Source organism: Actinoplanes sp. TBRC 11911 (assembly GCF_012933445.1).
In the GTDB taxonomy this organism is placed as follows: Bacteria; Actinomycetota; Actinomycetes; order Mycobacteriales; family Micromonosporaceae; genus Actinoplanes.
The window spans coordinates 267,577-289,422 of record NZ_JABBNC010000003.1 but is presented as its reverse complement, the minus strand read 5'-3'; the positions used below and the strand labels follow the sequence as shown (position 1 = coordinate 289,422).

At 68.6% G+C, this 21,846-nt stretch carries 21 protein-coding genes; 16 read left to right on the top strand and 5 right to left on the bottom strand.

Annotated elements, in window-relative coordinates; genetic code table 11:
• The first annotated feature begins 253 nt into the window (after positions 1-253).
• The 10 genes from HH310_RS07120 to hpf all read left to right on the top strand — a co-directional run bounded on the left by HH310_RS07120 (position 254) and on the right by hpf (position 10,862).
• Complete coding sequence (locus HH310_RS07120; RefSeq protein WP_248293764.1) at positions 254-1,195, top strand: helix-turn-helix transcriptional regulator; 942 nt, start codon at positions 254-256, stop codon at positions 1,193-1,195.
• Between the two features lie 46 nt (positions 1,196-1,241).
• Entirely contained in the window at positions 1,242-1,445 is a 204-nt protein-coding gene (locus HH310_RS07115) for a DUF397 domain-containing protein (RefSeq protein ID WP_169174612.1), read from the top strand.
• Between the two features lie 170 nt (positions 1,446-1,615).
• The gene (efeU, locus tag HH310_RS07110; protein WP_169174611.1) at positions 1,616-2,476 is read left to right on the top strand and encodes an iron uptake transporter permease EfeU; all 861 of its coding nucleotides are present in this window, start codon (positions 1,616-1,618) and stop codon (positions 2,474-2,476) included.
• 9 nt (positions 2,477-2,485) lie between these two features.
• Positions 2,486-3,610 carry an iron uptake system protein EfeO gene (gene efeO, locus HH310_RS07105; RefSeq protein ID WP_169174610.1) on the top strand — a complete coding sequence of 375 codons (1,125 nt, stop codon included), beginning with the start codon at positions 2,486-2,488 and terminating at the stop codon, positions 3,608-3,610.
• Positions 3,611-3,613: 3 nt separating this feature from the next.
• Positions 3,614-4,888, top strand: coding sequence for an iron uptake transporter deferrochelatase/peroxidase subunit (gene efeB, locus HH310_RS07100; RefSeq protein WP_169174609.1), 1,275 nt, complete (start codon positions 3,614-3,616; stop codon positions 4,886-4,888).
• Between the two features lie 65 nt (positions 4,889-4,953).
• On the top strand, positions 4,954-5,643 hold the full coding sequence (mtrA, locus tag HH310_RS07095; protein WP_169174608.1) for an MtrAB system response regulator MtrA: 690 nt from the start codon (positions 4,954-4,956) through the stop codon (positions 5,641-5,643).
• A 99-nt stretch (positions 5,644-5,742) separates the two neighbouring features.
• The gene (gene mtrB, locus HH310_RS07090; RefSeq protein WP_248293787.1) at positions 5,743-7,392 is read left to right on the top strand and encodes an MtrAB system histidine kinase MtrB; all 1,650 of its coding nucleotides are present in this window, start codon (positions 5,743-5,745) and stop codon (positions 7,390-7,392) included.
• Positions 7,392-9,212 carry an LpqB family beta-propeller domain-containing protein gene (locus HH310_RS07085; RefSeq protein ID WP_169174606.1) on the top strand — a complete coding sequence of 607 codons (1,821 nt, stop codon included), beginning with the start codon at positions 7,392-7,394 and terminating at the stop codon, positions 9,210-9,212. The genes mtrB and HH310_RS07085 overlap by 1 nt, the downstream gene beginning before the upstream one ends.
• 46 nt (positions 9,213-9,258) lie before the next feature.
• The gene (locus HH310_RS07080; protein ID WP_169174732.1) at positions 9,259-9,945 is read left to right on the top strand and encodes a phosphoribosyltransferase family protein; all 687 of its coding nucleotides are present in this window, start codon (positions 9,259-9,261) and stop codon (positions 9,943-9,945) included.
• A 302-nt stretch (positions 9,946-10,247) separates the two neighbouring features.
• Entirely contained in the window at positions 10,248-10,862 is a 615-nt protein-coding gene (gene hpf, locus HH310_RS07075) for a ribosome hibernation-promoting factor, HPF/YfiA family (protein ID WP_169174605.1), read from the top strand.
• Here hpf and HH310_RS07070 read toward each other — a convergent pair.
• Positions 10,859-11,995: a GNAT family N-acetyltransferase gene (locus tag HH310_RS07070; RefSeq protein ID WP_169174604.1), complete on the bottom strand. Its 1,137-nt coding sequence runs from the start codon at positions 11,993-11,995 to the stop codon at positions 10,859-10,861. The two genes, hpf and HH310_RS07070, sit on opposite strands and share 4 nt — an antisense overlap.
• Positions 11,996-12,170: 175 nt before the next feature.
• Here HH310_RS07070 and secA point away from each other — a divergent pair, with 175 nt between their 5' ends.
• Positions 12,171-15,098, top strand: coding sequence for a preprotein translocase subunit SecA (gene secA / locus HH310_RS07065; RefSeq protein WP_169174603.1), 2,928 nt, complete (start codon positions 12,171-12,173; stop codon positions 15,096-15,098).
• 253 nt (positions 15,099-15,351) lie between these two features.
• Here secA and HH310_RS07060 read toward each other — a convergent pair whose 3' ends face one another.
• The 3 genes from HH310_RS07060 to HH310_RS07050 all read right to left on the bottom strand — a co-directional run bounded on the left by HH310_RS07060 (position 15,352) and on the right by HH310_RS07050 (position 16,845).
• Positions 15,352-15,960 (bottom strand): Rv3235 family protein, encoded by a 609-nt coding sequence (locus HH310_RS07060; RefSeq protein WP_169174602.1) that lies wholly within the window; start codon positions 15,958-15,960, stop codon positions 15,352-15,354.
• Between the two features lie 151 nt (positions 15,961-16,111).
• Positions 16,112-16,339: an AlpA family transcriptional regulator gene (locus tag HH310_RS07055; RefSeq protein WP_169174601.1), complete on the bottom strand. Its 228-nt coding sequence runs from the start codon at positions 16,337-16,339 to the stop codon at positions 16,112-16,114.
• Between the two features lie 50 nt (positions 16,340-16,389).
• Positions 16,390-16,845: an Lrp/AsnC family transcriptional regulator gene (locus HH310_RS07050; protein ID WP_169174600.1), complete on the bottom strand. Its 456-nt coding sequence runs from the start codon at positions 16,843-16,845 to the stop codon at positions 16,390-16,392.
• 93 nt (positions 16,846-16,938) lie between these two features.
• Between HH310_RS07050 and HH310_RS07045 the strand changes: the two genes are divergently transcribed.
• Together HH310_RS07045 and HH310_RS07040 are read left to right on the top strand one after the other, a co-directional pair.
• Positions 16,939-17,370 carry a rhodanese-like domain-containing protein gene (locus HH310_RS07045; RefSeq protein WP_169174599.1) on the top strand — a complete coding sequence of 144 codons (432 nt, stop codon included), beginning with the start codon at positions 16,939-16,941 and terminating at the stop codon, positions 17,368-17,370.
• Between the two features lie 78 nt (positions 17,371-17,448).
• Positions 17,449-17,964 (top strand): DUF6912 family protein, encoded by a 516-nt coding sequence (locus tag HH310_RS07040; RefSeq protein ID WP_396027495.1) that lies wholly within the window; start codon positions 17,449-17,451, stop codon positions 17,962-17,964.
• Here the strand turns inward: HH310_RS07040 and HH310_RS07035 are convergent.
• Complete coding sequence (locus tag HH310_RS07035) at positions 17,961-19,019, bottom strand: hypothetical protein (protein ID WP_169174597.1); 1,059 nt, start codon at positions 19,017-19,019, stop codon at positions 17,961-17,963. The two genes, HH310_RS07040 and HH310_RS07035, sit on opposite strands and share 4 nt — an antisense overlap.
• Positions 19,020-19,342: 323 nt before the next feature.
• Here HH310_RS07035 and HH310_RS07030 point away from each other — a divergent pair, with 323 nt between their 5' ends.
• The 3 genes from HH310_RS07030 to ftsE all read left to right on the top strand — a co-directional run bounded on the left by HH310_RS07030 (position 19,343) and on the right by ftsE (position 21,841).
• Positions 19,343-19,858, top strand: a complete 516-nt coding sequence (locus HH310_RS07030; RefSeq protein WP_169174596.1) for a PadR family transcriptional regulator — start codon at positions 19,343-19,345, stop codon at positions 19,856-19,858.
• 57 nt (positions 19,859-19,915) lie between these two features.
• Complete coding sequence (gene prfB, locus HH310_RS07025; RefSeq protein WP_169174595.1) at positions 19,916-21,028, top strand: peptide chain release factor 2; 1,113 nt, start codon at positions 19,916-19,918, stop codon at positions 21,026-21,028.
• A 132-nt stretch (positions 21,029-21,160) separates the two neighbouring features.
• A complete protein-coding gene (gene ftsE / locus HH310_RS07020) occupies positions 21,161-21,841 on the top strand; it encodes a cell division ATP-binding protein FtsE (protein WP_169174594.1) in 681 nt (226 codons plus the stop codon).
• Positions 21,842-21,846 lie beyond the last annotated feature (5 nt).

The following is a 21,846-nucleotide window of genomic DNA, read 5'->3' as shown; positions in this document are numbered from 1 at the left end:
CGTCGCTGCCTGCCGGCGGGTGGATGATCGGTGAGGTCGAGTGCCGGCTCCGATTTTCGGCGCCGCAATCGGGGCTTCGCCGAGCCCGCACGAGCCCACCCGCCGTGCCATTAGCGCAGCCTGGTGCTTGCCCGGGGGCAAGCGTCGCCCACACAGCACCGGGCCCCCGTCCGCTCGCTGGACGGGGACCCGATTTCTCCGGGCCGCCGGCGTTTGCCGCCGCCGGTTGCCCGTCGTTCGCATTCATTACGGCATGCCGCCTGACCTGCATGCAAGTGCAGGGGGTGTCGTGCAACTTGCAGAACGCGACCGATACGCCGCTATGGTGTTCGGCGTGGCGAGGGCGACTTCGACGGCGCGGCGCGAACTCGGCAGCGAGTTGCGCCGTCTTCGTGGTGACCGCCGGGCCGTCGACGTCGCGACTTCGCTGAACTGGTCGGAGTCGAAAGTCAGCCGGATCGAGACGGCCCACACCGGGATCACCGAGACCGATTTGGACCGGCTGCTGACCATCTATGGCGTACGCGTCGAAGACCGTGACCGCCTCCGAGAGCTCGCCCGCCGGGGCCGTGCACGCGCCTGGTGGACGCCGTACCGATCCTCGGTGCCCGACCCGTACGACGAATATCTCGCTCTGGAGGCCGAGGCCGTCCTGATCTCCGAATGGGAGGCTCAGGTCGTGCCGGGTCTGCTGCAGACCGACGAGTACGCCCGTGCGGTGATCCAGGTCGGCGCGGACATCGGCGACACGGCCATCATCCAGCGCCGCCTCGCACTGCGCATGGCCCGTCAGTCGGTGCTGACCCGGCAACCGCCGCCGATCCTCCAAATCGTTCTCGACGAGGCCGTGCTCTATCGCGAGGTCGGCGGCCGCGAGGTGTTGTGCCGCCAGCTGACCCGATTGTTGGACGCGAGCCGCCGCCCCGGCGTCGAGATACTGATCCTGCCGTTTTCCGCGGGCGCGCACGCCGGCCAGACGGAATCGTTCATGGTGCTGGAGTTCGAAAGCGGCACGCGTGCCCCGATCGTGCATATGGAGGGGTTGACCGGCGGCCTCTTCCGAGTGAAGCCGACCGAAGTCGAGGTCTATCAAGACGCCCTCGATGACCTGCGAGAACGCGCTTTGTCGCCAGATCAGAGCCGAACGGCTATCGCTCTGAGGGAGGAAGCGTTGCGGTGTGCACGCGCGTCCTGAGCTGAAATGGATGGGCACCCCCATCCATTTTGAAAGGGACTGAAACATGCAGCACGCCGAGTTCCACTGGCGTAAGAGCACTCGAAGCGGCGCCGCCGGGCACTGCGTCGAGGTTGCCACCATTCCGTCGGCCGTTTTCGTGCGCGACTCGAAGGATGTGACCGGTCCCGTGCTCACATTCGCCGAGTCCGACTGGAGCGGCTTCATCCACGGGGTCCGTGCCGGGGAGTTCGACCGGCCCGGCGCCTGACGTCCAAACCAGACGGGCGGCCTCCCGCCGAGGCCGCCCGGCGGGTGGCGCCCCCGGGCGACGCCAACTCGTAACGATCAATTTCATCTACTCAACTTGACGACTGCAGCCATCTCCTGGCTAAGGTATGCCGAACCTTACTTAGGGCCGCCTTAGCTATCGGGAGAGTCATGCTCGCCACCTACCTCATCGGCTTGCGCGAGGGGTTGGAAGCCACGCTGGTGGTCAGCATCCTCATCGCGTTCCTGGTCAAGTCGGAGCGCCGGGATCGCCTCAAGCTCGTGTGGGCCGGCGTCGGCGCCGCCGTCGTGCTCTCCGTCTTCTTCGGCTGGCTGCTGAACTACACCGAGACCACCCTGCTGCAGGACTACAAGCAGCAGGAGCTGTTCGAGGCGATCACCTCGGTCGCCGCGGTCTGCTTCGTGACCTGGATGATCTTCTGGATGCGGCGGGCGGCCCGGGGCATCGCGGGCGAGCTGCGCAACAAGCTTCAGGAAGCGCTGGCGGTCGGCTCGCTCGCGGTCGGGTTCATGGCCTTCCTCGCGGTGGTCCGCGAGGGCCTCGAGACCTCCTTGATCTTCTACGCCGCGGTGCAGGGCGCCGACATCAACGGCGGTCCGCTCTACGCGCTGCTCGGCGGCATCGCCACCGCGATCGCGATCGGCTATCTGATGTTCGCGATGGCCGTGCGGGTCAACCTGAGCGTGTTCTTCAAGTGGACCGGGGTCCTGCTCATCCTGGTCGCGGCCGGCATCTTCAAGTACGCCGTGCACGACTTCCAGGAGGCCGGGATCCTCCCCGGAATCGGCACCATCGCGTACCACGCGGGCGGCGTTCTCGACCCGAGCGCGTGGTACACGGCCCTGCTCACCGGCATGTTCAACATCACCCCCGAGCCCACGGTGCTCGAAGTCATCGCCTGGATCGCGTACGGCGTACCGGTCCTGATCCTTTTTCTTTGGCCGGCCCGGAAGGCGAAGCCGTCGGTCCCTGCCGCAAGTCCCGCAGCAACCCCAGCACCACAGGCATAGGAGACCAAAGTGCAATACCGTCCGATAATCGCGCTTCTCGCGGTCGGCACCCTGGCCGCCTGCAGCGGTGGCAAATCCGACGACACCGCCGCCGGCGCGTCCGGCCCGATCACCGTGAAGGCGTCGGACACCGCCTGCGAGGTCGCCAAGAGCTCCCTGGACGCCGGCACCCACGTCTTCCAGATCGCCAACTCGGGCAGCAAGGTCACCGAGTTCTACGTGTACGCCGACGGCGACCGGGTGATGGGCGAGGTCGAGAACATCACCCCCGGCCTGTCCCGTGAGCTGCGCGTCGAGCTGCCCGCCGGCGCGTACCAGACCGCCTGCAAGCCGGGCATGATCGGCACCGGTATCCGCGCCGCGCTGACCGTCAACGGCTCGGCCCCGGCGCTCACCGAGGACGCCCTGCTCCAGCAGGCGACCGAGAGCTACAGCCGGTACGTGACCTCGCAGAGTGAGGCGCTGGTGCAGAAGACCGGCGACTTCGTGACCGCGGTCAAGGCCGGCGACGTCGCGAAGGCGAAGGCGCTGTTCCCGGTGGCGCGCACCTACTACGAGCGGATCGAGCCGGTCGCGGAGATCTTCGGCGACCTCGACCCGAAGATCGACGGCCGTGAGGACGACGCCACCGCGGCGCTGCCGTTCTCCGGGTTCCACAAGATCGAGAAGGACCTCTGGGTGAGCGGCGACATCACCAAGGACGGCCCGGTGGCCGACCAGCTGCTCGCCGACGTCAAGGAGGTCGTCACCAAGGCCAAGGACGAGAAGCTGTCCCCGCTGCAGCTCGCCAACGGCGCCAAGGAACTGCTCGACGAGGTCGCGAACAGCAAGATCACCGGCGAGGAGGACCGCTACTCGCACACCGACCTGTGGGACTTCGCCGCCAACGTGGACGGTTCGCAGGCGGCCGTCGCGGCGTTGCGCCCGGCTCTTGAGCAGCGCAGCCCCGACCTGGTCAAGCAGATCGACACCGCGTTCACGACCGTCGACTCCGAGCTCGCCAAGTACCAGGTCGGCGACGGCTGGAAGCTGCAGACCGACCTCTCCGACGCGCAGCTGAAGGGCCTGTCCGACGCGATCAACGCGCTCGCCCAGCCGATCAGCCAGATCGCCGGTGTCATCGCGAAGAAGTAGGACATGACAGAAAAGTCGTTGTCACGCCGGCGAGCCATCGCGCTCGCCGGCGTCGGCGTGGCCGGGATCGCCGGCGCCGCCGGAGTGGGTGCTGCTCTGATCCGCGAGGACGAGCCGCAAACGGTCGCCGCCGACGCCTCCGGGGCGGTCGGTTTCTACGGCGGTGCCCAGGCGGGCATCATCACGCCCGCCCAGGACCGGCTGCACTTCGTCGCCTTCGACGTGCTGACCAAGGACCGCGCCCAACTGGTCCGGATGCTCAAGGACTGGACCGCCGCGGCCGCCCGGATGACGGCCGGCCAGGACGCCGGGGAGATCGGGGCGACCGAGGGCATCCTGGAAGCGCCGCCGGACGACACCGGCGAGGCGATCGGCCTGCCGCCGTCCGGGCTGACCCTGACCATCGGGTTCGGACCGACACTGTTCCGGGACGCGAGCGGCAAGGATCGCTTCGGGCTGGCGAGCCGCAAACCGGCCGCGCTCGCCGACCTGCCGCACTTCCCGGGCGACACCATCGACCCGGGCATCTCCGGCGGCGACATCTGCGTGCAGGCGTGCGCCAACGATCCGCAGGTGGCCGTGCACGCGATCCGCAACCTCGCGCGTCTCGGCGTCGGCGTGGTGAGCGTGCGGTGGTCGCAACTGGGATTCGGGCGTACGTCATCGACCTCCACCGCCCAGGCCACGCCGCGCAATCTGTTCGGCTTCAAGGACGGCACCGCCAACCTCAAGGCGGAGGAGACCGACCTGCTCAAACAGAACCTGTGGGTGCAGCCGGGCGACGGGCCGGAGTGGATGACCGGCGGGGCGTACATGGTCACCCGCAAGATCCGGATGCTGATCGAGTCCTGGGACCGCACCTCGCTCGGCGAGCAGGAGGACATCTTCGGCCGCACCAAGGGCGAGGGCGCCGCGATGGGCCAGGCCAAGGAGTTCGACGAGATCGACCTGGTGTCCCGCAACGGCGAGGGCGATCCGTTGGTGAAGGACGACGCGCACATCCGGCTCGCCCATCCGACGACGAACAACGGCGCCCGGCTGTTGCGCCGCGGCTACAACTTCGTCGACGGATCGGACGGTTTGGGCCGGCTGAATGCGGGCCTTTTCTTCATCGCGTACCAGCGGGATGTCCGTACGGGATTCGTTCCGATACAGATGAATCTGGCTCGCCATGATGCCCTGAACGAGTACATCCGGCACGTATCGAGCGCGCTTTTCGCCTGTCCAGCGGGAGTTTCCGGGCCCGATGACTTCTGGGGACGCTCGCTCTTCGCGTAGGCTGCGTGGGCAAGATCGCCCCCGGGGTACGCGGGGTTCGGGAGGACAGTGCAATATTGGACCGCATGAGAGCCCGGGTACTTGTCGTCGATGACGATCCAGCGTTGGCCGAAATGCTCGGCATCGTGCTGCGCAGTGAGGGATTCCTGCCCTCGTTCGTCGCCGACGGCGAGCGTGCCCTTGCCGCATTCCGGGAAAGCCGCCCGGACATCGTTCTGCTCGATCTGATGCTGCCCGGAATGAGTGGCATCGACGTGGCTCGCGCCATCCGCGCCGAGTCCGGCATCCCGATCGTCATGCTCACCGCCAAGAGTGACACCGTCGACGTGGTGCTGGGGCTGGAGTCGGGCGCCGACGACTACGTGGTGAAGCCGTTCAAGCCCAAGGAACTGGTGGCGCGGATGCGCGCCCGCCTGCGCCGGGGTGAGGACGCCGCGCCGGAGATGCTGACCATCGGCCCGCCCGGCAACCAGATCACGATCGACGTCCCGGCGCACACCGTGTCCCGCGACGGCGACGAGGTGAAGCTGACCCCGCTGGAGTTCGACCTGCTGGTCGCCCTCGCCCGCAAGCCCCGCCAGGTGTTCACCCGCGAGGTGTTACTGGAACAGGTCTGGGGTTACCGGCACGCGGCCGACACGCGACTGGTCAACGTGCACGTCCAGCGACTGCGCGCGAAGATCGAGCCGGATCCGGAACGGCCCGAGATCATCCTTACCGTGCGCGGAGTCGGCTACAAGGCCGGGACCGGATAGTCGCCCCGAGCGGCTAAGGTTGCCGCCAGAATGCGTGCTCCAGCCTGGCTACCGATGCCCGTCCGCCGCGCCCTCCGGGTGGCCCGGCGGTACTGGGTCATGGGCATGCGCCGGTTCGAGACCTGGTCCGAGCCGGCGCGCCGGGCCTGGCGCCGCTCGCTGCAGCTCCGGGTCGTCGCGCTGACCCTGGTCGCGTCCAGCCTGCTGGTCGGCGCCTTCGGGTATTTCGTCGCCGAGCGCAGCGCCAAGATCCTGCTGAGCCGGGCGCAGGCCGAGGTCACCGCCTCGATGGCCAACAAGGTCACGTACGCGATCGACCAGCTCACCGTGCACCGCTCGGACAAAGACTCGCGGCTCCCGCTGACCATCAACCAGACCGTCGACCGGCTCTCCGAGGGCGACCCGGCCGAGTCCGGCGGGTCGATCGTCTCGATGCGCGCCGCGCAGCACCCGGACATCAAGCCGGTCACCTCGCCGGACGTGCCGACCGACCAGCTGATCACCCCGGACCTGGTCAAGGCCGTCTCCACCGACGGCAAGGAGGCCTACCAGGTCCGCACCGCGCGGCTCGACGGCGAGGACACCAAATTTCTGGTGTACGGGTCGCCGGTGCCGACCAGTTTCGGACACGTCGAGCTGTATTACATGGTGCCGCTGACCACCGAGGACAGCGCCGCCAACCAGATCCGCACCACCGTACTGGTCACCGGGCTGGCCCTGGTCATCCTGCTGGGCGTGGTGGCGGGCCTGGTCACCCGGCTGGTGGTGACGCCGGTCCGGGTCGCCGCCCGCACCGCCCAGCGCCTCTCGGCCGGCCTGCTCGACCAGCGCATGCGGGTCGACGGCGAGGACGACCTGGCCCTGCTCGCGGCGGCCTTCAACCAGATGGCCGCCAACCTCCAGCGGCAGATCGTGCGGCTCGAGGAGATGTCGCGCAACCAGCGCCGCTTCACCTCGGACGTGTCACACGAACTGCGTACCCCGCTGACCACCGTACGGATGGCCGCCGACCTGATCTTCTCGGAGCGCGAGGATTTCGACCCGGCGGTGGCGCGCAGCGCCGAGCTGCTGCAGGCCGAGCTGGACCGGTTCGAGAGCCTGCTGACCGATCTGCTCGAGATCAGCCGCTTCGACGCCGGGTTCGCCGCGCTCGACGCCGAGCACACTGACCTGGTGCCGATCTGCGAACGCGTCGCCGACCGGCTGGCCGGCCTGGCCGAGCGGGTGGGCGTGACCATCGAGCTGCGACTGCCGGATACGCCGGTGATCGCCGAGGTGGATCCGCGCCGGGTCGAGCGCATCCTGCGGAATCTGGTCGGCAACGCGGTCGAGCACGGCGAGGCGCTCCCGGTCGTCGTCACCCTCGCGAGTGAGGACTCGGCCGTCGCGGTCACCGTGCGCGACCACGGCATCGGCCTGAAACCGGGTGAGGAACGCCTGGTGTTCAACCGCTTCTGGCGGGCCGACCCGTCGCGCGCGCGGCAGACCGGCGGGACGGGCCTGGGCCTGTCCATCAGCGCCGAGGACGCCCGGCTGCACGGCGGCTGGCTGGAGGCGTGGGGAGCGCCCGGCGAGGGCGCCCAGTTCCGGCTGACGCTGCCGGTGCGCTCCGGTGACCGGCTGGTGGCCGCACCGCTGCCGCTGATCCCGCGCGACCGCGCTCCGCTCGCCCTGCCCGCCCCGGCACCGGCCACCGAGCCGTCCGCCGGCCCGGCACCGAGCAGCGGCGCGAAAGCCGAGGTGTTGTGATGCGCCGCCGTCTGTTACTCGTCGCCGCGTCGGTCGCCGTCCTGATCGCGGGCGGCTGCGGCATCCCCGACGACACCAGCGTGACAGTGGTCAAGACCGGTCCGGCGGAAGGCGTGCCGGTCGGTGGCGCCGACCCCGCCCCGGCGCAGCCCACGCGCGAGTCCGCGAGCAGCCCGGCGCAGCTGGCCGAGAACTACCTGCAGGCTGCCGCCGGCGACTCGGACACCGCTCTCGAACGGGTCAAGGCGTTCATGTCGCCCGAGCTGGCGGCCAGCTTCAAGCCGACCGACACCGACAGCGTGCGGGTCGTTCGCGAGGTCCAGACACCGCTGTACGACGGTAAGGGCACGGTGAAGCTGAGCGTCCAGCAGATCGGCACCCTGTCCAGCGACGGCGTCTTCGCGCCGTCCGATTCCACGCCCGAGACCGAGCTGTACGAGCTCAAGGTCGACCACATCGCCGACAAGCAGGGGCTGTACGTCCTGTCGGCGCCGCCGGTGCTGCTGATGAGCGACACCGCCATGCGCGACTACTACGTGCAACGCACGATCTACTTCTGGAACCTGGCCTACACCTCGCTCGTGCCCGACGTGCGGTACATGCCCAAGAGCTTGCCGCTCGAGCAGCAGCCGACCGCGGTGCTGACCTGGCTGACCGGCGGTGCGTCCGATTGGCTGCACAACGATGTCGCGTCGCTGCCGTCGAACACGACGCTCGCCGAGAACGTGCCGGCGATGCGTGACGGCACCCTGCAGATAAGTCTCAAGGCGCCGAGCATCCAGCCGAACGACGGGCAGACGCTCAATCGGCTGGTCAGCCAGGTGCTGTGGTCGCTTCGTCCGCAGCAGCCGACCACGCTCGAGCTGACGATCGGCAACCGCGATCCGCTCAGCTTCACCAACACCGAATACCTGGCCAGCAACAAGTCGTATCAGCTCGCCGATCAGCCGGAACGGTTCACCATCTATAACGGTGTGATCCGCCGTCTGAAGGACTCGCCGCACGCCACCGAACCGGTACCAGTGCTGAAGCCGGCGGCTAACAAGGGCATCTCGGCCGCCGCCATGAGCGCCTCGGCCACCCACACGTACGCCGCGGTGATCACCGGATCGGGCGCGGGCGCACGTCTGCGGGTGGGTACCGCCGCACTCGGCGAACGCGGCGACCTGAAGGCGGTCGGCGGCCTCTCCGGCACGCTCGGCCGCCCGATCTGGGCCACCACCCCGGACGCCGATCCCGGCAAGGCCATCGGCCTGATCACCGCGAACGGACAGCTGTACAGCTTCCGGGCGAACGGCAACGCCGCCCAACGGGTCGCCTGGCAGGGCACGCTCGGCAAGGTGTCGGCCGTGTCGGTCGCTCCGGACGGCCAGCGGGTGGCCCTGGTGGCCGGCGGCCGGCTCTATCGCGCGATGATCGACTACACCGGTGACGCGCCGGGGCTGAGCTCTCCGCAGCTGCTGTCACCGCCGATCTTCAACCGGGTCACCGCGGTGGCGTGGAGCGGCGAGGCGTACCTGGCCGTGGCGGGCGCCTTCGGCGACGGGCGGTACGCGGTGCACGAGGTGACCGTGGACGGCGCCCTGCAGCTGGGGAGCTTCGGGCTGAGCGACATCGGCACCACCGAGGTGACCTACCTGACGGCCTACCCGGCCAACCCCACCCAGTCGGTCACGTCGGCCTCCGAGTCGTACGAGGCCGGCGGCCGTGCCTGGGACGTGGTGGGCGATCCGTCGGAGGTCACCGTCGACGACCTGGCCGAGCCGACTCCGGGCGCGAAGGCCGGGGCCGGCACCACGGACCCGTTCTTCCTGTTCTGAGGTGGGCCTGCCGCTTCTGGGCGATCTCGCCGACTTGGTGCTGCCGATGCCGTGCGCCGGTTGCGGGGACGAGCGCGTCCGGTTGGCGTACGGCGTGTGCCGTTCCTGTGCCGCGGTGCTGGAGACGCTGCGGCCGTTCCGCACGGCCCCCTCGCCGCCGCCACGGGGCTTTCCGCCGTGCGTGGCAGTGGGCGCTTACGGGGGCGTGCTCCGGGGCGCCCTGCTGGCGTACAAGGAGAAGGGCCGGCACCGGCTCGGCAAGCCGTTGGGAACGCTGCTGGCCACCGCGGTGGCCCGGCTCGCGCCGCGGGACACCCCGGTCCTGCTGATCCCGGTGCCGTCTACCGCGGCCGCCGCCCGGGAACGCAACGGCGACCACATGCTGCGCCTCGCGACCCACGCGGTACGCCGGCTGCGCGAGGCCGGCTGGGACGCCGACGTGACCAGGCCGCTGCGCGCGTTGCCGCGGCCTGACTCGGCGTCGCTGACCCCGTCCGAGCGACGCGCCGCCGCTGAGAGTTCGCTGAGAATCCGGCCACATCGCAGGGCCTTTCGCCGCCACGGAGCGTCGCCGAGAGGCACGCTGGTGGTAGTCGACGACATCGTCACCACAGGGGCCACCCTGGCCACGGTGACGGGTCGGCTCAGGGAGGCGAAGATGCAGGTCGCCGGTGCGGCAACTCTGGCCGCGACCCAATTGCGGAGATCGTCCCGCGGCGGTTTCGGCGGGTAACTCCCCAGGGGTACCAAAAGGGCTGAACGTCATGGATTCGGTATCCCGAACGAGGGGTGACGCGGGAGCATCGGCACGTTAGCGTCTTGGTGACGAGGGTAAGCGGCAAGGCTTACCAACCCACCGGGAGCGCGGACTACTCCGCTACCGCCGCACCGGAAAGGAGTCGTCTCATTCGCGATCGGTCACGCCGCGTGAATTTGTAACCGGCGTCACCGCTACCAGCCACACCGCGTCACAAATTCGGCGCCCCTGGCTCCCGTTGAGGGCGTCGAAGGACAAAACGTTGGGGGAGGTCACGAGTGGACATTGTCGTCAAGGGCCGCAACGTAGAGGTTCCCGACCACTATCGCGAGCACGTCGCCGAGAAACTCAGCAAGGTCGAGCGTTACGACCAGAAGCTGATCCGGGCCGACGTCGAACTGTTCCACGAACGCAATCCGCGGCAGTCGGACACCTGCCAGCGCGTCGAGATCACCGTCAAGACTCGAGGGCCCGTCGTACGCGCCGAGGCCTGCGCGAAAGACTTCTATGCAGCCCTGGACTTCGCGATAACGAAGTTGGACGGCAGGTTGCGCCGATCGGCCGACCGCCGCCGGGTCCACCGCGGGCGCCGCGCGCCCGTATCGGTAGCGGCCGCGACCGCGGGCCTACCCACTGACCTCAGCATTTCCGAGCCGGCCGAGGACGCGACCGCCGTCGCCCTCGCGGAGCACGACGGCGACCAGCCGTGGCAGATCGTGCGGGAAAAGGAACATCCGGCCGACCCGATGACCGTCGACGACGCCCTCTTCCAGATGGAGCTCGTCGGCCACGACTTCTACCTCTTCCTCGACAAGGAGAGTGGTCGGCCCAGCGTCGTCTACCGGCGGCGCGGCTACGACTACGGAATCCTGTCCTTGGGCGGCCTCGCCTAGCGACCGTCCAGCCGGGGGCCTTCGCGCAGGAGGTCCTCGGCGAGCAGGACGAACTGCACGTCATCCACGCGAGTACCGCCGGGCCCGGGCAGACGCGATTTCAGGTACGCCTCCCGGGTGAACCCGGCCTTCTCCAGCACCCGTTGTGAGCCGTGATTGGTCGGCAGCGCACCCGCGATGAGGCGGGCGATGCCGGTCTCCGCGAACGCCCACAGCGCCACGAGCTGGGCCGCGCGTGTCGGATAGCCCTGTCCCCGGAACCGGGGCAGCATGCTGTAGCCGATCATCGCCTGGGAGGTGACCGGCTCCTGGTAGAAGAGCCCGATCTCGCCGGCCCGCTCGCCGGTCTTCACGTCGGTGATGACCAGGTCGGCGCGCTCACCGGCCAGCCAGCGCGCCTCGGACGAGGCGCAGCGCCAGCGGATCTGCTCCGGCGTCGGCGCGACCGGGGGCACGCTCGTGGCCAGCACGTCCGGCAGCTCGTGCAGCTCGGTCCAGAATTCGACGTCACCCGGCCCGAGCGGGCGCAGGCTGACCACCCCGTCGGTGAGTTCATCACCCGGGAGATCGGGCAACAGGCGCTCGATCGGGTCACCGGGGTCGTCGGCGAGCCGGACGAACGCCACCAGGTCCTCCCGGGCACCGTCGCGACCGGGTAACACCTTCCGGCGTACGCCCTCACGCTGATAGCCCGCCGCGAGAGCGACCCGCTGGCTCGCCGGATTTTCCCAGTGCGTGAGCAGCTCCAGGCGTTCGAGGCCGTGGCCGAGAGCGTGGGTGCTGAGCGCCCGCAGAGCCGCCGTGGCGACGCCGCGCCGGCGGTGCTGGGGGCCGACCCAATAGCCGACCTCGGCCTGGCCGCGCGACGGCACGACCTTGTCGAAGCCGATGCCGCCGAGCAGCTCGTCGGTGTCCGGATCGGCGATCGCGAACAGCGCGCCGCCCTCCGCGAAGACCGCGGTGACCCGCTCGGCGAGGAAGTGCTCGGCGTGTGCGAGGGTGAACGGGGACGGCAGCGGCCACATGAACCGCTGGCTGTCCGGGTCGTTGTAGCCCTCGGCGAGCGCCTCGGCGTCGTCCGCCCGGTACGCGCGGAGGCGTACCCCGGTCCCGTTGATCTCCCCGTGTGCCACGACACTCCCTCTCCCGCCAGAAATTTCGTCACCATCGTGCCCGAATCGCTGCGCTATCAGCGAACTCCGTGTGCCGTTTCGTCCTGATTGTGAGGATTACCGGAGGCTGGGGTCACAGGTTCCCAGAGAGGGCGCCTACCATGGTTCGGCAGACTGTCTAGGGGAGCGCTGACCCGTGTCGATAATGGAAAAGGTCCTACGCGCCGGCGAAGGTCGCATGTTGCGCCGGCTGAAGGCGATCGCTGACGCGGTCAACTCGATCGAGGAAGACTATGTCGACCTGAGCGATGAAGAGCTGCGCGAGTGCACCCGGCAGTTCCAGGAGCGCTACGAGGAGGGCGAGTCGCTCGACGCGCTGCTCCCGGAGGCCTTCGCGGTGGCCCGGGAGGGCGCGAAGCGGGTGCTCGGCCAGCGGGCGTACGACGTACAGCTGATGGGTGGCGCCGCGCTGCACTTCGGCAACATCCCGGAGATGAAGACCGGTGAGGGCAAGACCCTGACCGGCGTCTTCCCGGCGTACCTCAACGCGCTCAGCGGCAAGGGCGTGCACATCATCACCGTGAACGACTACCTGGCCCAGCGCGACGCCGAGTGGGTCGGCCGGGTGCACGTGTTCCTCGGCCTCACCGTCGGTGTGATCCTGCCGAACCGGCCGTCGACGGAGCACCGCGACGCGTACCTCTGCGACATCACCTACGGCACGAACAACGAGTTCGGCTTCGACTACCTGCGCGACAACATGGCCTGGTCGAGAGACGAGCTGGTGCAGCGCGGCCACAACTTCGCGATCGTGGACGAGGTCGACTCCATCCTGATCGACGAGGCCCGTACGCCGCTGATCATCTCCGGTCCGGCCGAGCACTCGGCCCGGTGGTACGGCGAGTTCGCCGGCATCGTCAAGCGCCTCCAGCGCGGCACCGAGGGTGAGGGCGACTACGAGGTCGACGAGGCCAAGCGCACCATCGCGGTCACCGAGCGCGGCGTGGCCCGGGTCGAGGACCGCCTCGGCATCGACAACCTGTACGAGTCGATCAACACTCCGCTGGTGGGCTACCTGAACAACGCCATCAAGGCGAAGGAGCTCTACAAGCGCGACAAGGACTACATCGTCAACGAGGGCGGCGAGGTCCTCATCGTCGACGAGTTCACCGGCCGCATCCTGCACGGCCGGCGCTACAACGAGGGCATGCACCAGGCCATCGAGGCCAAGGAGGGCGTCGAGGTCAAGCAGGAGAACCAGACCCTCGCGACGATCACCCTGCAGAACTACTTCCGCCTGTACGAGAAGCTCGGCGGCATGACCGGTACGGCGCAGACCGAGGCCGGCGAGTTCAACAAGGTCTACAAGGTCGGCGTCGTGAGCATCCCGACGCACCGCCCGATGATCCGGCTCGACCACCCGGACGTCATCTACAAGACCGAGAAGGCCAAGTTCAACGCGGTCATCGAGGACATCGCCGAGCGCCACGCCACCGGCCAGCCGGTGCTGGTCGGCACGGTGTCGGTGGAAAACTCGGAGATCCTGTCCACGCTGCTGCGCCGCCGCGGCATCCCGCACAGCGTGCTGAACGCGAAGTTCCACGCCCAGGAAGCGACGATCATCGCGCAGGCCGGCCGCAAGGGCGGGGTCACGGTCGCCACCAACATGGCCGGTCGTGGTACCGACATCCTGCTCGGCGGTAACCCCGAGTTCCTCGCGTCGGCCGAGCTCCACCAGCGCGGCCTCGACCCGGCGGAGAGCCCCGACGAGTACGCGAAGGCACTCGAAGAGGTGCTGCCCACCTGGAAAGAGGCGTGCGACGCCGAGGCAGCCGAGGTGGTCGAGGCCGGCGGTCTGTACGTGCTGGGCACCGAGCGGCACGACTCCCGCCGCATCGACAACCAGCTGCGTGGTCGTTCCGGCCGGCAGGGCGACCCGGGCGAGTCCCGGTTCTACCTGTCGCTGCAGGACGACCTGATGAAGCGGTTCCGGGCGGGTGCGGTCGAGGCGGTCATGGAGCGCTTCAACATCCCCGAGGACGTGCCGATCGAGTCCAAGATGGTGACCCGGCAGATCCGCAGCGCGCAGACCCAGATCGAGGGTCAGAACGCGGAGATCCGCAAGAACGTCCTCAAGTACGACGAGGTCCTCAACAAGCAGCGCATGGTCATCTACGCCGAGCGTAAGCGCGTGCTCGACGGCGAGGACATGCACGACCAGGTCCGCAACATGATCGACGATGTGGTCGGCGACTATGTGGTGTCCGCGACGTCCGACGGCTACGCGGAGGACTGGGACCTCGAACAGCTGTGGACCAACCTCAAGCGCCTGTTCCCGGTGACCCTCACGATCGAGGACATCGTCGAGGAGTCCGGCGGCGAGCGGAACACGATCGACGCCGAGTTCCTGACCCAGCAGATGCGCGACGACGCGGCGAAGTCGTACGAGGCCCGCGAGGAGGAGCTCGGCTCCGAGACGCTCCGCGAGCTGGAGCGGCAGGTGCTGCTCTCGGTCATCGACCGCAAGTGGCGTGAGCACCTCTACGAGATGGACTACCTGCAGGAGGGCATCAACCTGCGGGCGTACGCGCAGCGCGACCCGGTGGTCGAGTACCAGCGCGAGGGCTTCGACATGTTCAACCAGATGATGGAGGGCATCAAGGAGGAGGCGGTCGGCTACGTCTTCAACCTGGAGGTCCAGACCGAGGAGGCCCCGACCATCACGCTCGACCCGTCGCAGGCGGTCCAGCTGCCCGCCGGCGGCGTCATGGGCGGCCCGGTCGAGGACGACGAGGTCGCCGGCCGCGGCGCGTTGCAGGCGAAGGGCCTGAACCGCGGACGCCAGCCGCAGAACCTCCAGTACACGGCCCCCGCCATCGACGGCGAGGCCGGCGACGGCGCCCCGGTGATCCAGCAGCCCGCGGCACCGGCACTGGGCATCGGCCCCGGCGGCTCCCCGGTCCCGGCGTCCCCGGCGCACACCAGCGACACGTCGGCGGGCCGCCGCGGCCGCCCGGCGGGCGCCGCCCCGCAGTCCTCGAACGGCCCGTCGCGCAATGCGCCGTGCTACTGCGGCTCGGGCAAGAAGTACAAGCGCTGCCACGGCGCACCCGGGGCGGTGTGATCGAGGCGTAACGCCACGCACGCTTTGCGTGCGGTAAGCGGCGGAGCTTTCGGGCGGAGGAATCCTCACGCCGGGCGGTCAGACCATGACCCCCGCGCGAGGAGGCCTCCGCCCGATGCGTTTCGGGCTTCAGAGGTGCGATGAGTGCCCGAGACGCCCACCGGCTGGGGTACCAGGTGGACGCCCCGGGGGCTTGGGGTGACGGTCTGGGGTCTCGCTGGGGATTCGTCTCGGGAGGGCGTCCGGATTGGCCTCAGACCAGGCGGAGTGTGGTGGCCGACCACGATTGCTGGTGCTCCTCCATGCGCAGCGCCATCGCCCACGTGCGATCGCCGAGGACCAGCGCGAAAGCGGCCTCGACCGCCCCCGGGCGTGGCTCGCACAGGCGGAGGCGGACCAACGCGACCGGGAGCGGGCGCTGGGAAGGCCGTTTGGCCGGCGACTGCATCCGGCGACGCATTTCGGTGACCCGGTGCGCGGTCGCCATGATCTGGGCGACGACGGCCCCTGCCTCGGTGGGGACGGCGAGCCGTCGCATGTGGGCGGCGGGACGGTAGCCGTTCAGGACCTCGACGCACATGCGGACGAAACGGGCCACGGCGTGCTTGGCCTCGGCGGATGCGCCGGCGACGGCGGGGCGCAGGGGAGGCGGCCCGGCACCCGGAACGGCGTCGACGGCCGGGTGTGGCGCTATCTGGGCGGCGACCGGGCTCAGGGTGGACCAGTCGAGGGTCAGCTGGTGGGCGGTCGCCCAGACCGTCGGCTCCAGCTCGTCGTCGAACGGGGGCTCGCACGTCGGGACCGGGCGGAGGCTGATCGGGGGTCTCGGGCCGTCTGGGGCGATCTCGACGGATCTTCGCATCCTGCACCGCCTGTCTTTTCTTGTGTTTACCTTCGTTTGCCTTCGACAGCGATTCTTCCGAGCCCGACGACGCGCCGTCAACCGACGACGATGCGCCCTCCACCGATTCGAGAAGAGGGATAAAAAGGGCGCTTGATCCAAGAAAGAGGGCCTACTCGGCGTCTGACGTGGTCAGTGGGTTCTGCTCCACCCAGGTCGCGGTCTCGGCGTACTTCTGCTCGATGTACTGCTCAAGCTTCGCCCGCTCCACCCGCCACTGCCCCCGCCCGCCAATCTTGATGGCGGGGAGCTCACCGCTTCGGACCATGTGGTAGACCTGCGAGTCCGAGACGTTCAGCTCGGCCGCCACATCGGACAGCAGCAAGAATCTGGCCTCCACCGCGAAACCCTCCTCGCCCGCCCCGAGACCTTCAGTTTGCCACCGTTTGCCTACGAAGGCGCACCAATGGCTCGTCCGGGAAGCGGGCTTGAGTAGACCACGCTGGTCGTCACCGAGCCCAGTCCCGAGATGCGACCGGCCACCTCTTCCAGGTGACGCATCGAACGGGCCAGCACTTTCAGGACAAAACAGTCCTCGCCGGTGACGTGATGCGCTTCGACGATCTCCGGTGTGGAGTCGAGCAGAGCGTGGAACGGCTTGTAGTTCCCGTTCGGGTAGCGCAGCCGCACGAACGCCATCACCTGCAGACCGACGCGCACCGGGTCGACCGCCGCCTGATATCCGGCGATCACCCCGGCCTCCTCCAGCCGGCGGACCCGCTCGGTCACCGCACTCGGGGACATCGCCACCACCCGAGCCAATTCCGCGTACGTCGCGCGGCCGTCTTTCTGCAGCTCGGCCAACAGGCGCCAATCCGTACGATCGAGCGAGATGTCCCCGGCCATGGAAGCAATCTACGCGGCTTTCCCCGGCTGATCGAGCACAGCACCGTGGATCGGGCCTCCAGCACGAAGCGTACGGAAAATAGCCTGACGTGCATGAAAGCAACCGAGTTCTTCGCCGCCCGCCTCGCCTTCCAGACCGACGTCTCGGACGTGCACGCCGCGCTGCCCGGCAAAGGCTTCACCTTGGTCGACTCCCGCTCGCGGGCGGCGTGGGACCAGGGCCACATTCCGGGCGCGATCCACCTGCCCACCGCCGAGATCGCCGCGCGCGCCGCGGGGCTGATCGACCCGGCCAGGCCCGTCGTCACCTACTGCTGGGGGCCGGGGTGCAACGGTGCGACCCGTGCGGCGCTCAAGCTCGCCGAGGCCGGGTACGACGTCAAGGAGATGATCGGCGGCATCGAATACTGGATACGTGAGGGCTTCCCGACGCGTACGGCTGCGGTGCCTGGCTTTGGTCTCCAAGCCGCGAAGGGGCAGATCGTCGCCGCCGTCGACCCGCTCACCGCGGTCTGCGGTTGCTGACGGGAGGGCCGCCACCGCACCATCGGGACACGACTGATGGAATGGACCGGCCGGGACGGTCCTAGCGCAGGAGGAGACGTGGCGATCACCGAGCTGGTCCGCATCTACGTGCCGGCCACCATGCCGATGCTCGCGGCCTTGCGTTCCTCCGGAAAGCTCGGTGAGGGCTCGCTGACCGCGCACGCGGTGACGCCGGCGCTGCGCGAGTGGTACGCGGAGGGCGACGAGGAAGAGCTGGAGTACGTCGCCTTCACCCGCGCGGCCCAGGCGGCCCTGCAGCTGCTCCGGCACGATTCGGAGGCGCCTCGCCGGCGCGTGGTGGTCTCGGCCGACGTCCCGGCGAACTCACTGGTGCGTGCGGACGTCGAGCTCGGATCCAGCACCGTACGCCTCCCGCAGCCGATCGCGCTGGCCGACGTGGCGTCGATCCACCTGGACGGGACCGACGCGATCGAGCAGGTGGCGGCCGCCGCCGAAGTGGTGGACGAGGCGCTGGCCGGCGATCCGGACGCGCAGTTCACCGTCGACGGCGCCGAGGATCACGAGCTGGAGTGGTACGCGGTTTCCGAGTTGGACGAGCTCACCAGCGACTAGTCGGCGGCCGTTTCGGTCGGCCGCGTTTCCGCGGTCCGCGAGTTGGGGGTCCGCGAGTTAGCCGTCCGAGAGCTAGACGTCCGCGAGTTGGCGGTGCGCGAGCTGGCGGTTCGCGATTTGGCCGGACGCGCGACCACGGCCGGCTGCTCGGGCTCCTCGTCGGCGGCCGGCTTCAGTGTCCGGCCGAACGCGATGATCGCGGCGACCGCCCCGACGAACAGGATGATCAGCGCGCTGTTGAGCCGGGCGCCGCCGAGCATCTTCTGCACCACCAGCTCGAGCACGCTGACCTGGCCGGCGAGGTCGATGACCCGGGAACCCGCCGTACGGGTGAGGGCCTCGCCCACGACCAGCAGCAACCCCGGGCCGGCGCCGGTGACGGCGTACAGCGGCCACGTGATGTCCGCGACGTCACCCCGGCGGCGCGCGCGGCGCAGCGAGAAATAGCCCACCAGGCCGGCCGCCAGGCCACTGAGCACCGATTGCAAGAACGTGAACCAGGACGCCGCGCTGGACTGCGACGACTGCGACTTGCCGCTGCCGAGAAGCGAGAGCAGCGGGGCCTGCACGTCCCGGGTGTTGAGCACGAAGCCGAGCACGAACACCGCCAGGGCGGCCCAGCACACCGCGGAGACCACATGGGCCGCGCGGAAGCCGCCCAGCGCGCTGCCGATCGTCGCCGCGGCGGCGACCGTGCCGGCCACGACGGCGAACACCCATCCGGCCGTGTTGATCGTGAAGATGACGAGCGCGCCGAGCAGTCCGATGATCAAGCCGGAGCCGATGGCGATTACGAAGCGTGTTGTCGAACCGAGTGCGCGACGCCTCGCGATCATGGCGACGACAGCGAGGCCGACAGCGGCTCCGGCGACCAGACTGGCCGACACGGCACCGGGCAACGCATAGGCCGTGTTGGTCACCGTGGTCTCCGCGTCGACGCCCCCGGTGATGGTGGCGCGAGCGGACCAGAGCATCGCTGCCATCCACACCACGGCGGCGCCCGCGAGCAGCAGCCCGCGCGTCGAAGACCTCTCCGAGGTGTCCGGATCCGTCATGCCAGCCAGGGTACGCGGCGCTTTTTAACGGGCGTCGACCCGGCCGTCAGTGTCCACATGGGTTGATTGCCCTGGTTTGCTGATCAACGCGTGAATTTCGGTCCGCGATCCGTCCTATTTCCACCGTTTGCTGCCCGGCATCGCCGTCTGACCGTTTCGCTTGAGCCATTTTACCTGGTCATCAAGTCAATTTCTGGCGTAACGCGCCGTCTCGACCCTCGTGGTCGGACTGTCTGTGCGGGACAGTCGTTTGTGGAGACGCAAACTGGACGGATCGGGCGAAATCCTGGACGTCGGCGCGACAAAGTGGCAGCTTAGAAGGCATGCCCGACACTCAAATCAATCCCACGGCTGCCGCTCTGCTCGGCCTGCTTCATGAGGGGCCGATGACCGGCGGACAGCTGATGGCGGCTGCCGAACGCCGCCTCGGGCCCTACTGGTCGATGACGCGGAGCCAGGTCTACCGCGAATTGCCGGTTCTGGCCGAGATGGGGTACGTCCGCCTCGGCAAGCCCGGACCCCGGTCCAGCCAGCCCTACTCCATCACCGCCTCCGGCAAGCGCGCCTTCTCCAGGTGGCTCGCCGAGGCCCCCGGACGCGACACGCTCCGTAATCCTGTGGCCCTTCGTGTCGCCTTCGGTGAGCAGCACAGCGGATCGCAACTGCAGACGCTGTACAGCAACGCCAACGAGTACCACGCCGAAGCCATGGCCATGGCCAGGGAGCAAGCGAAGGAGGCGAAGAAGAACGGTGACGCTTACGGGTCGGCTGCTCTCGAGTTCGCCGTGGCGTACCACAAGGCCGCCTTGGCCTGGCTCAAGTCGGCACCCGCATCCTGAAGATCCAACCTGACCGCCCGGCCAGCTACCTGGCCGGGCGGCGTAGTCTTGAGTGTTGTGACCGCTGCCGATTATCCCGAGCAACTCAAGGCGCTTGACGCCACCCTGCGCAACATTGAGAACGTCTTGGACGTCGACAAGCTGCGCCGGGACAAAGCGGACCTCGAGGAGCAGGCGTCCGCGCCCGACCTGTGGGACGATCAGGCGCGCGCGCAAGAGGTCAACAGCCGCCTGTCGTACGTGTCCGGTGAGATCAGCAAGATGGAGCGGCTCCGGTCCCGGCTGGATGACGCCGAGCTGCTGCTCGAGCTCGCCCAGGCCGAGGACGACCAGGGCTCGATCCACGAGGTCGGCGACGAGATCGTCTCGCTCGGCAAGGCGGTCGAGGAGATGGAGGTCCGCACCCTGCTCTCCGGGGAGTACGACTCCCGTGAGGCGGTGGTGGCGATCCGGGCCGGCGCCGGCGGTGTCGACGCGGCCGACTTCGCCGAGATGCTCCTGCGGATGTATCTGAGGTGGGCCGAGCGGCACGGCTACCCGACCGAGGTCTACGACACCTCCTACGCGGAAGAGGCCGGGCTCAAGTCCGCCACCTTCGCGGTCAAGGTCCCGTACGCGTTCGGCACGCTCAGCGTCGAGTCGGGCACCCACCGGCTGGTCCGCATCAGCCCGTTCGACAACCAGGGCCGGCGGCAGACCAGCTTCGCGGGCGTCGAGGTGATGCCGGTGGTCGAGCAGACCGACCACATCGACATCCCGGAGAACGAGCTGCGCGTCGACGTGTACCGGTCCTCGGGCCCGGGTGGACAGAGCGTCAACACCACCGATTCCGCCGTACGCCTCACCCACATCCCCACCGGCATCGTGGTCACCTGCCAGAACGAGAAGTCGCAGTTGCAGAACAAGGCCTCCGCCATGCGCGTGCTCCAGGCGCGGCTGCTCGAGCGCAAGCGCCAGGAGGAGGAGGCGAAGCTGGCCGGCCTCAAGCAGGACACGACCGGCTCGTGGGGCGACCAGATGCGTTCGTACGTTCTGCACCCTTATCAAATGGTGAAGGATCTGCGCACCGAACAGGAGACCGGAAACCCGAGCTCCGTGTTCGACGGTGAAATCGACGAGTTCATCGAGGCAGGGATCCGTTGGCGCAAGACTTCGCAGGCCGCCGCCTGAGGAGAGCCGCTCACTGAGCGCGACGGCGCCTGGACCGTTGGTCAGGCGCCGACCGAGTTTTACCACCGCTAGTGCAATTTGACCGACCCGCCGGGCTTGGCGAATTCGTTACACCGCGTAGACTGCCATCCCGTGATTCAGCTCGAGAACGTGACGAAGACGTACCCCAAGGCGTCTCGCCCATCGCTGGACAACGTCAGCGTCGGGATCGAGAAGGGTGAGTTCGTCTTCTTCATCGGCCCCTCCGGTTCCGGCAAGTCGACGATGATCAAGCTCCTTCTGCACGAGGTCCAGCCGACCAGCGGCAAGGTCGTCGTGAACGCGAAGGACGTGACGACCCTGCGCTCCTGGAAGATCCCTCACTTCCGGCGCTCGATCGGCTGCGTGTTCCAGGACTTCCGTCTGCTCCCCAATCGCACCGCGTACGAGAACGTGGCCTTCGCCCTCGAGGTGATCGGCAAGACGCAGGCGGTCGCCCGTCGCGTCGTGCCCGAGGTGCTCGAGCTGGTCGGCCTCGGCGGCAAGGAGCACCGCTACCCGCACGAGCTCTCCGGTGGTGAGCAGCAACGTGTCGCGGTGGCGCGGGCGTTCGTGAACCGCCCTCTGATCCTGCTCGCCGACGAGCCGACCGGTAACCTCGACCCGGATACGTCCATTGAGATCATGCGGCTGCTCGACCGGATCAACCGGACCGGCACGACGGTCGTGATGGTCACCCACGACTCGAACATCGTGAACCAGATGCGCCGGCGCGTCATCGAGATCGAAAGCGGGCGCATCGTCCGTGACCAGGCCCGTGGCGTCTACGGCTGAGCTGA